Raw genomic sequence first — 9,112 nt, 5'->3', positions numbered from 1 at the left:
AGCCCGCGCTGCGGATCGCGCAGAGCCTGCAGTTGAGCCGGTTCGGCTGGGACTACCGGATTCCGCCCGAGCAGCAGGCGCTGCTCGACGCGATCGCGCCGCGCCGCCGAGATGCGGGCGACGATCCGCACGCGTTGCCGTCGCGCGCCCGCGGCGAGCCGTTTCCGACGAAGATCATCGGGCGCGGCGTCGACCCGGACGCGTAATGCCCGTCGTGCGCGACACCGGCGCGCATGCGACACATCGCCGCACCGCCCGCGCGCCGCGCTCAGCTCAGCGCAGCGTGTTGCCCGACTCGACGCCCCAGCGCGCGAGCGCGGCGTCGTCGGTACTGCGCGCATCGACCCACCGCTCGCCGTCCGGCGTCGTTTCCTTCTTCCAGAACGGCGCTTCGGTCTTCAGATAGTCCATCACGAATTCGCACGACGCGAACGCATCGCCGCGGTGCGACGCGACCGTCGCGACCATCACGATCTGGTCGAGCGGCAACAGCCTGCCGACGCGATGCACGATCGCGACGTCGATGCCCGGCCAGCGCCGGCCGGCCTCGGCCGCGATCCGCTCGAGCGCCTTCTCGGTCATGCCGGGATAGTGCTCGAGCTCCATCGCGGCGACCGCATCGCCTTCGTTCAGGTCGCGCACCGTGCCGACGAAGCACGCGAGCGCACCGATCTTCGGGTTGCGCGCACGCAATGCCGTTACTTCGGCATTCAGGTCGAAATCGTCGGTCTGGACTCGTATCGTTGCCATCGCCCGGCCCTCAGCCGCCCGTCACCGGCGGGAAGAACGCGACCTCGCAGCCTTCGGTGAGCCGCGTGTCGGGATCGGTCATCTCGTGGTTGCACGCCATACGCAACGCGCGCCCTTCGGCGAGCGTCTCGGCCCACGCACCACCGCGCACGCGCAGCCATGCGCGCACGTCGCCGACGGTCGTCACGCTGTCCGGCACGTTGGCTTCTTCATCGGCCACGCCCAGTGCCTCGCGCACGCTTGCAAAAAATTTCAGTTGAATCTTCATGGTTCGGGAAGCCGTCGCGTTACGACAGCAATTCGGAAAACGGGATGAAACGCACGGTCTCGCCTGCGCTGATCACATGCTGCGGCGGATTGTCGATCAGGCCGTCGCCCCAGACCGTCGACGTCAGCACGGCCGAGCTCTGGTTCGGGAACAGGTCGAGACCGCCGGCCGCGTTGACGCGCGCACGCAGGAATTCGTTGCGCCGGTCGCCCTTGCTCTGCGAAAAATCGGCACGCAGCGACAACGCGCGCGGCGCGACGTCGCGCACGCCGGACAGGCGCAGCAGGAACGGCCGCACGAACAGCAGGAACGTGACGAAGCTCGAGACGGGGTTGCCGGGCAGCCCGATGAAGTGCGCATCGGCGCGCTCGTCGCCGCGCCGCACCGCGCCGTATGCGAGCGGCTTGCCGGGCTTCATCGCGATCTGCCACAGCGCGAGCCGCCCTTCGGCCTCGACGGCCGGCTTCACGTGATCCTCGTCGCCGACCGACACGCCGCCGCTCGTCAGGATCACGTCGTGATCGCGGGCGGCCTCGCGCAGCGTGTCGCGCGTCGCGGCCAGCGAGTCGGGCACGATCCCGTAGTCGGTCACGTGGCAGCCGAGCCGCTCGAGCAGCCCGCGCAGCGTGAAGCGGTTCGAGTTGTAGATCGCGCCGGGCTTCAGCGGCTCGCCCGGCATCGTCAGTTCGTCGCCGGTGAAGAACACCGCGACGCGAATCCGCCGCGCGACCGACAACTCCGCGCAGCCGACCGACGCGGCGAGACCCAGCGCCTGCGGCGTGAGCCGCGTGCCGGCCGGCAGGATCACCGCACCCTGGCGGATGTCCGCGCCCTGCGCGGTGATCCATTCACCGGCCTTCGGCGTGTGCAGGATCTCGACCGCGTCGCCGTCGGCCGCTGCCTGCTCCTGCATCACGACGGCGTCGGCGCCGGGCGGCACCGTCGCGCCGGTGAAGATCCGCGCGGCCGTGCCGGCCGCAAGCGGCTGCGCCGGATGGCCGGCCGGAATGCGCTGCGACACCGGCAACCGTCGATCGCCGTGCAGCAAATCGGCGACGCGCACCGCATAGCCGTCCATCGCGCTGGTATGCATCGGCGGCACGTCGAGCGGCGAGCTCACGTCGGCCGCCAGCACGCGGTCGAGCGCATCGAGCGTGGCGACGGTTTCGGCGCCGGGCAGCGGCTTCGCGGCATCGAGCAGCGCGGCGAGCGCCTCGGCGGTCGACAGCATCGGCGCGCGCGGCGCCGCGGGATTCGGGTTCGACATCGAGGGAATCGGGAATCGTTGGAATCAATACGTCATTGTAGCGACGCCGTCACGCAGGCGCGCGATATGGCGAACATGCGAAGACTGTGATCGGCGCGAACGCACGGGTCTGGCACTTGTTTCGCGCGACGGACGATGGCCGCGTGCCAAACCTGAGTACCAAACGAAACGGCCGGAACCCCGATCCGTTCGACGAATCGGCGTTCCGGCCGTCCTGCGCCGCCGGGCCCGCGGGCCCGGCCGAGCGTCATGCGCCCGTATGGGCGGCGATGAAGTCCTTCACCTGCTGTGCGTCGGCCTTCACGACCTCGAAGCGCTGCGGCAGCGCCTCGAGTCCGTCGAAGGCGGCCGGCCGCTCGGCTTCGCGATCGAGCGCTTCGCGGATCGTCTCGCCGAACTTGATCGGCTGCGCCGTCTCGAGCACGACCATCGGCACGCCGGCCTCCAGATGCTCGCGCGCGACCTTCACGCCGTCGGCCGTATGCGTATCGATCATCGTGTCGTAGCGCGAGAACACGTCGCGGATCGTCGCGATGCGGTCGGTGTGGCTGCTGCGGCCCGACACGAAACCGAACTCTGCAACGCGCGCGAAATCGCCGCTTGCCGCGAGATCGAAGCCGCCCTTCTCCTCGACGTCGCGGAACAGTTGCATCACGCGCGCCGGATCGCGGCCGAGCAGGTCGAACACGAAGCGCTCGAAGTTCGATGCCTTCGAGATGTCCATGCTCGGGCTGCTCGTGTGATAGGTGTGCTCGGCGCTGCGCACGCGATACGCGCCGGTGCGGAAGAATTCGTCGAGCACGTCGTTCTCGTTGGTCGCGACCACCAGCTTCGCGATCGGCAGCCCCATCATCCGCGCGATGTGGCCCGCGCAGACGTTGCCGAAGTTGCCCGACGGCACCGTGAACGACACGCGCTCGTCGTTCGACTGCGTCGCCGCGAAGTAGCCCTTGAAGTAGTACACGACCTGCGCGACGACGCGCGCCCAGTTGATCGAGTTGACGGTGCCGATCTTCTGCTGCGCCTTGAACGCGTGATCGTTCGACACGGCCTTCACGATGTCCTGGCAGTCGTCGAACACGCCTTCGACCGCGAGGTTGAAGATGTTCGGGTCCTGCAGGCTGAACATCTGCGCCGTCTGGAACGCGCTCATCTTCTTGTGCGGCGACAGCATGAACACGCGTACGCCGGCCTTGCCGCGCATCGCGTATTCGGCCGCGCTGCCGGTGTCGCCCGACGTCGCGCCTAGGATGTTCAGCGCTTCGCCGTGCTTCGCGAGCGTGTACTCGAACAGGTTGCCGAGCAGCTGCATCGCCATGTCCTTGAACGCCAGCGTCGGGCCGTTCGACAGTTCGAGCAGCGACAGCGCCGCACCGTGCTCGGTGCCGAGCGTCTTCAGCGGCGTGATGTCGGATGCGTTCTCGCCGTGGCGCGTGTTGCTGTACACGGCAGCCGTGTAGGTGCGGCGCGTGATCGCGCGCAGGTCGTCGGCCGGCACGTCGTCGCAGAACTTCGACAGGATCTCGAACGCGAGATCCGCGTACGACAGCGTGCGCCAGCGCGCGAGCTCGTCGGCGGACACCTTCGGATACTCGGCCGGCAGGTAGAGGCCGCCGTCCTTCGCGAGACCGCCGAGCAGGATGTCGGAGAACGTATGGCGCTCGCCGATGCCGGCGCCGCGCGTGGAGATGTAGTTCATGTCGTCAACCTCAGTTCAGCGCTTCCATGCGCAGCTTCGTTACCTTCGAGACCACCGTCGCCAGGCTCTCGATCTGCGCGATCGCCGCATTGACGTTCTTCTCGACCGTCTCGTGCGTGATCAGGATGATGTCGGTCTCGCCGTTCGCGCCGTCGATCTGCTCCGATTCCTTCTGCAGCAGCGCGTCGATCGAGATGCCCGACTCTGCGAGGATGCGCGTGATCGCGGCGAGCACGCCGGTCTGGTCGGCGACGCGCAGGCGCAGGTAGTAGCCGCTCGTCACTTCCTCGATCGGCAAAATCGGCGTGTTCGACAGGCTGTCCGGCTGGAACGCGAGGTGCGGCACGCGATGCTCGGGGTCGGCCGTATGCAGGCGCGTGACGTCGACCAGATCCGCGACGACGGCCGACGCGGTCGGCTCCGCGCCCGCGCCCTTGCCGTAGTACAGCGTCGTGCCGACCGCGTCGCCGTGCACGACAACCGCGTTCATCGCACCCTCGACGTTCGCGAGCAGGCGCTTTTCCGGGATCAGCGTCGGGTGCACGCGCAGCTCGATACCGTTGGCGGCGCGGCGCGCGATGCCGAGCAGCTTGATCCGGTAGCCGAGCTCTTCCGCATAGCGGATGTCGGTCGCGTCGAGCTTGCTGATGCCCTCGACGTACGCGCGGTCGAACTGCACCGGCACGCCGAACGCGATCGCACTCATGATCGTCGCCTTGTGCGCGGCGTCGACGCCTTCGATGTCGAAGGTCGGATCGGCTTCCGCGTAGCCGAGCTCCTGCGCGGCCTTCAGCGCGGTCGCGAAGTCGAGCCCGCGGTCGCGCATTTCCGACAGGATGTAGTTCGTCGTGCCGTTGATGATGCCGGCGATGTACTGGATGCGGTTCGCGGTCAGGCCTTCGCGCAGCGCCTTGATGATCGGGATGCCGCCGGCGACGGCCGCCTCGAACGCGACCATCACGCCCTTCTCGCGCGCGGCTTCGAAGATCTCGGTGCCGTGCACCGCGAGCAGCGCCTTGTTCGCCGTCACGACGTGCTTGCCGTTCGCGATCGCGCGCAGCACGAGCTCGCGCGCGATGCCCGTGCCGCCGATCATCTCGGCGATGATCGCGATCGACGGATCGTCGACGACCGCATTGAAATCGTCGGTGATCTGCGCGGTGCCGGCGTTGCCGCCGAGCGCGGCCTGCGCCTTGGCGGGGTTGCGCACGGCAATGCGCGCGACCTCGATGCCGCGCCCCGCGCGTCGTTTGATTTCTTCCTGGTTGCGGTGCAACACCGTGAAGGTGCCGCTGCCGACGGTGCCGAAGCCCAACAGGCCAACTTTGATCGGTTCCATGCTGCGTGTGATCGATGAGTAAGAAGTAGTGAGTGCCGTGTGGCCCTGCCCGCTCAGACCGAATGGCGCTTGCGGTAGCCGTCGAGGAAGCGTGCGATCCGGTTGATCGAATCGGCCAGGTCGTCGAGGTTCGGCAGGAAGACCACGCGGAAGTGGTCCGGCGTCGCCCAGTTGAAACCCGTGCCCTGTACGAGCAGCACGCGCTCCTCGAGCAACAAGTCGAGAATGAACTGCTGGTCGTTCTGGATCGGGTAGAGCTTCGGGTCGAGGCGCGGGAACATGTACAGCGCGGCCTGCGGCTTCACGCAGGTCACGCCCGGGATCGACGTCAGCATGTCATACGCGAGTTCGCGCTGCTTGTACAGGCGCCCGCTCGGCACGATCAGCTCGTTGATGCTCTGGTAGCCGCCGAGCGCCGTCTGGATCGCGAACTGGCCGGGCACGTTCGCGCACAGGCGCATCGACGACAGGATGCCGAGCCCTTCGAGGTAGTCCTTCGCGCGCCGGCGGTTGTCGCCGCCGAGGCCCGACACGGCCATCCAGCCCGCACGGTAGCCGCACGACCGATAGCTCTTCGACAGGCTGTTGAACGTGACGGTGATCACGTCCTCCGACAGCGAACCCAGCGCCGTGTGCTCGAGGCCGTCGTAGACGATCTTGTCGTAGACCTCGTCGGCGAACACGATCAGCCCGTGCTGGCGCGCGATCTCGAGCAGTTCGAGCAGCAATTCGTCGGAATAGAGCGCGCCGGTCGGATTGTTCGGGTTGATCACGACGATCGCCTTCGTGTTCGGCGTGATCTTGCTGCGGATGTCGTCGAGATCGGGCATCCACGCGTTCTGCTCGTCGCACACGTAGTGCACGGGCGTGCCGCCCGACAGGCTCACGGCCGCCGTCCACAGCGGGTAGTCGGGCGCGGGCAGCAGCACTTCGTCGCCGTCGTTCAGCAGCGCCTGGGTCGCCATCACGATCAGCTCGGACGCGCCGTTGCCGATGTAGATGTCGTCGAGGCCGACGCCGACGACGCCCTTTTCCTGCGTGTAATGCATCACGGCCTTGCGCGCCGAGAACACGCCCTTCGAATCCGAATAGCCGGACGACGCCGGCAGGTTGCGGATCATGTCCTGGATGATCTCGTCCGGCGCGTCGAACCCGAACGGCGCGAGGTTGCCGATGTTCAGCTTGATGATGCGGTGGCCTTCTTCCTCGAGGCGCTTCGCGTGCTCGAGCACCGGGCCACGGATGTCGTAGCAGACGTTGAGCAGCTTGTTCGACTTCTGAATCGGTTTCACGACGACACGGTTCCTGGGTTGGCCTTGCGGCCGGGGGGACGGGATCAAAACTGGAAAGCGGCCGGTCTGTGCGCGCTGTCTAGACTGGGAAAAAGCGGCGGTCGGACGCGGCTTGTGGCGACGCACGACGCAAGTGGCGCCCGGGGGCGACCAAAAAGTTATAATTTAGCGGATTTTGGCCGACTTTCGCAATGCACCATAGCCGCGCCGGGCCCGCGCCGTCGGGCGTCCGCGCGTGCCCCGGCGCGCGAAACCGGCCAGCGGGGCCCTGCGGCCCGGCCCATCCATTCCCCTACGGAACCGCGGAATACCGATTTGAAACTGCACCAGGACACGAGCGGCGCGCTCAACACCGTCACCGGCTACGGCCCCGATTATGTCGACGTCAATCTCGAACGCCATGAAACGAGCGTCATCGTGCTGCCCGGCGCGCCGGTCCAGGCCTGGCCCGTGTCGTCGTTCGACGCGCTCGCGCCCGAGCATTTCGCGATGCTGCTCGACCCGACGCCCGAACTCGTGATCTTCGGCAGCGGCGCGCGGCTGCGCTTTCCGCACCCGCGCCTCGTCGCGGCGCTCACCGCGAAGCGGATCGGCGTCGAGACGATGGATTTCCAGGCCGCCTGCCGCACCTACAACATCCTGATGGCCGAGGGCCGCAAAGTCGCCGCCGCGCTCTTAATTGAACGTTAATCCCCGATGCGGTAAAACTCGGGCCGGCGCAGCGGGTCGATCCCCCGATCGGCCCGGCCAGGCCGCCCGCCCCGGCGCTGCCCGCCGGCGGCCCCGTCACAACAACCAACAGGCTGAAAACCCATGAACGATACGCCGTCCAGGCTACCGCTCAATCGCATCACGCTCGTCCTCCTGCTCGTCGCGCTCGCGATCGTCTGGTTCGCGCCGCTCGGGCTGCGCCACCTGATCCCGAGCGACGAAGGCCGCTACGCGGAAATGGCGCGCGAGATGTTCGTCACCGGCGACTGGATCACGCCGCGCTACAACGGCTACAAGTACTTCGAGAAGCCGCCGCTGCAGACCTGGCTGAACGCGCTGACGTTCGCGTGGTTCGGTATCGGCGAATGGCAGGCGCGCCTCTACACGGCCGTCGCGAGCTTCGCCGGCGTGCTGCTCGTCGGCTACACAGGCGCGCGCCTGTTCAACCCGCTGTCGGGTTTCCTCGCGGCCGTCGTGCTGGCCAGCGCGCCGTACTGGAACCTGATGGGCCACTTCAACGCGCTCGACATGGGGCTCGCGTTCTGGATGGCGCTGTCGCTCTGCTCGCTGCTGCTCGCGCAGCGGCCCGGGCTGCGCCCGGCCGCAGTACGCGGCTGGATGTGGGCGTGCTGGGCCGCGATGGCGTTCGCGGTGCTGTCCAAGGGCCTCGTCGGCCTGATCCTGCCCGGCGCCGTGCTCGTGCTGTATACGCTGATCGCGCGCGACTGGGCGCTGTGGAAGCGCCTGTATCTCGTCAGCGGCCTCGTGATCTTCTTCGCGATCGTCACGCCGTGGTTCGTGCTGGTCCAGCAGCGCAATCCCGAATTCTTCAACTTCTTTTTCATCGTCCAGCAGTTCCGCCGGTACCTGACCCCGGAACAGAACCGCCCGGGCCCGCTGTACTACTTCGTGCCCGTGCTGCTGGTCGGCTTCCTGCCGTGGCTGTCGGTCGCGTGGCAGAGCATCCGCCATGCGCTGCGCATGCCGCGCCAGCCGAACGGCTTCTCGCCGATGCTCGTGCTGCTGATCTGGAGCGCGTTCATCTTCCTGTTCTTCAGCGCGTCGCACTCGAAGCTGATCTCGTACGTGCTGCCGGTCGCGCCGGCGCTCGCGCTGATCATCGGCGCTTACCTGCCGCTGATGACGGCCGAGCGCTTCCGCCGCCACCTGCTCGGCTACCTCGTGTTCTTCGTCGCCGCGGCGTTCGGGATCATCTTTCTCGCGTACCAGGGCGACGCCCGCACGCCGAACGCGCTGTACCGGGCGTTCCAGATGTGGCTGTACGCCGGCCTTGCGGTCTCGGCCGCGCTGACGCTCGCGGCCGCCTGGCTGAACCGCCGCGCGGGCGTGGCCGCCGCGCTCGCGGCGTTCGGCGCCGCGTGGCTCGCGTTCGGCACGATCGGCGGTACCGGGCACGACGAGTTCGGCCGCTACAGCTCGGGCGCGCTGCTGGCACCGGCCGTGCGCGCCGAACTGGCGAAGCTGCCGCCCGATACGCCGTTCTACTCGATCGAAATGCTCGATCACACGTTCCCGTTCTACATGGGCCACACGACGATCATGGTCCAGCGCCAGGACGAGCTCGCGTTCGGGATCTCGGTCGAGCCGAACAAGTGGGTCCCGACCGTCGGCGAATGGATCACGCGCTGGAAGCAGGACACCCATGCGCTCGCGATCATGCCGCCCGGTCAGTACGACGCGCTGGTCAAGGAAGGCGTGCCGATGCGCGTGATCGCGCGCGACAACCGCCGCGTGATCGTCGAGAAACCGCAATCGTAAGGACGTC

8 protein-coding genes and 1 pseudogene are annotated in these 9,112 nt (G+C 67.6%); 3 read left to right on the top strand and 6 right to left on the bottom strand.

Going from position 1 to position 9,112, the window contains the following annotated elements:
* Window positions 1–206, top strand: a pseudogene (locus tag H3O04_RS16270) (group III truncated hemoglobin); the annotation flags it as partial.
* A 67-nt stretch (window positions 207–273) separates the two neighbouring features.
* Here the strand turns inward: H3O04_RS16270 and H3O04_RS16265 are convergent.
* The 6 genes from H3O04_RS16265 to H3O04_RS16240 form a co-directional block, all read right to left on the bottom strand.
* Window positions 274–750: a molybdenum cofactor biosynthesis protein MoaE gene (locus tag H3O04_RS16265; protein ID WP_023476849.1), complete on the bottom strand. Its 477-nt coding sequence runs from the start codon at window positions 748–750 to the stop codon at window positions 274–276.
* A gap of 10 nt (window positions 751–760) precedes the next feature.
* Complete coding sequence (gene moaD / locus H3O04_RS16260) at window positions 761–1,018, bottom strand: molybdopterin converting factor subunit 1 (RefSeq protein ID WP_012328655.1); 258 nt, start codon at window positions 1,016–1,018, stop codon at window positions 761–763.
* 19 nt (window positions 1,019–1,037) lie between these two features.
* Window positions 1,038–2,285 carry a molybdopterin molybdotransferase MoeA gene (locus tag H3O04_RS16255; RefSeq protein ID WP_202588064.1) on the bottom strand — a complete coding sequence of 416 codons (1,248 nt, stop codon included), beginning with the start codon at window positions 2,283–2,285 and terminating at the stop codon, window positions 1,038–1,040.
* A gap of 247 nt (window positions 2,286–2,532) precedes the next feature.
* Window positions 2,533–3,984, bottom strand: a complete 1,452-nt coding sequence (thrC, locus tag H3O04_RS16250; RefSeq protein WP_053525237.1) for a threonine synthase — start codon at window positions 3,982–3,984, stop codon at window positions 2,533–2,535.
* Between the two features lie 10 nt (window positions 3,985–3,994).
* Complete coding sequence (locus H3O04_RS16245; protein WP_006478639.1) at window positions 3,995–5,323, bottom strand: homoserine dehydrogenase; 1,329 nt, start codon at window positions 5,321–5,323, stop codon at window positions 3,995–3,997.
* A gap of 53 nt (window positions 5,324–5,376) precedes the next feature.
* The gene (locus tag H3O04_RS16240; RefSeq protein ID WP_012328659.1) at window positions 5,377–6,615 is read right to left on the bottom strand and encodes a pyridoxal phosphate-dependent aminotransferase; all 1,239 of its coding nucleotides are present in this window, start codon (window positions 6,613–6,615) and stop codon (window positions 5,377–5,379) included.
* Window positions 6,616–6,930: 315 nt separating this feature from the next.
* Here H3O04_RS16240 and H3O04_RS16235 point away from each other — a divergent pair, with 315 nt between their 5' ends.
* Both H3O04_RS16235 and H3O04_RS16230 read left to right on the top strand, forming a co-directional pair.
* Window positions 6,931–7,305 (top strand): Mth938-like domain-containing protein, encoded by a 375-nt coding sequence (locus tag H3O04_RS16235; RefSeq protein WP_012328660.1) that lies wholly within the window; start codon window positions 6,931–6,933, stop codon window positions 7,303–7,305.
* Between the two features lie 123 nt (window positions 7,306–7,428).
* Window positions 7,429–9,105: a glycosyltransferase family 39 protein gene (locus H3O04_RS16230; protein WP_124461807.1), complete on the top strand. Its 1,677-nt coding sequence runs from the start codon at window positions 7,429–7,431 to the stop codon at window positions 9,103–9,105.
* Window positions 9,106–9,112: the final 7 nt, after the last annotated feature.

The sequence above is a fragment of the Burkholderia sp. KCJ3K979 genome (assembly GCF_016759955.1).
Lineage (GTDB): Bacteria > Pseudomonadota > Gammaproteobacteria > Burkholderiales > Burkholderiaceae > Burkholderia > Burkholderia orbicola.
The sequence above is the reverse complement of the archived record's forward strand: the minus strand, read 5'-3'. Positions and strand labels throughout refer to the sequence as shown.